The sequence below is a fragment of the Bradyrhizobium sp. MI1.7 genome, from assembly GCF_055811795.1.
The window spans coordinates 1-654 of record NZ_JBVVPO010000241.1; the positions used below are offsets into that span (position 1 = coordinate 1).

Sequence of the window (654 nt, forward strand, 5' to 3'; positions counted from 1 at the left end):
CTGTGGATGCTCCTGCATTCGCAAGGTATCAGTTCGGACGCAACGCTTCAGAACGTCTCCGCCCGCATCAAGGCTACGCGGAAGCTGCTCGAAGAACACAGCGAGGAGAACCCTTAGCGCGGCGTCGCCTCATCACCCGTCGAGCGCGGCAGCACGTCACCGCAACGGCGACAGGCGGCCAACGGCACCGCCAAGGCCCGGCAAAGGCCGTCCAGTGCGCCGCCAGCGCCGGGCCATAGGACGGACACCGGGAGGGGCAACAGTGCACAGACCCTCCGTTGATCTACGTCAACGTTAGCGATCCTTTAGCGCTCACGCTATGTTCAGCCGCACCTGAGGCGGCTCCCGTCACCTTTCAGTGACGCAAGCGCGAAGAGGGAGGTCCAACATGCATCCGGAGAAGCGTCTTTCGATCAAGTCAGCGACTGTTGCCGGGATTGCTGCTAGCGCCCTGTTGGGGCTTGCAGGTGTCACTCTCAATCCAGCGCCAGCCCAGGCGGTCGTGTACTGCCAGTACGTTGAATATCCGGTGGGTTGCGTTGCCCGGGCAGGCGTCGTGCTGAGGCCTCGTCCGGTGGCGCGCGCTGCGGTCCGTCATAACGCCGGTGGCAATGCAAATGGCGGCGTCAATCGCGTTGGGGCGGGGCGGTAAAG

At 63.9% G+C, this 654-nt stretch carries 1 protein-coding gene; it reads left to right on the forward strand.

Features of this window, described 5'->3' with window-relative positions:
• Nucleotides 1-388: 388 nt before the first annotated feature.
• Nucleotides 389-652 (forward strand): hypothetical protein, encoded by a 264-nt coding sequence (locus tag AC0L3X_RS47350; protein ID WP_080586857.1) that lies wholly within the window; start codon nt 389-391, stop codon nt 650-652.
• Nucleotides 653-654 lie beyond the last annotated feature (2 nt).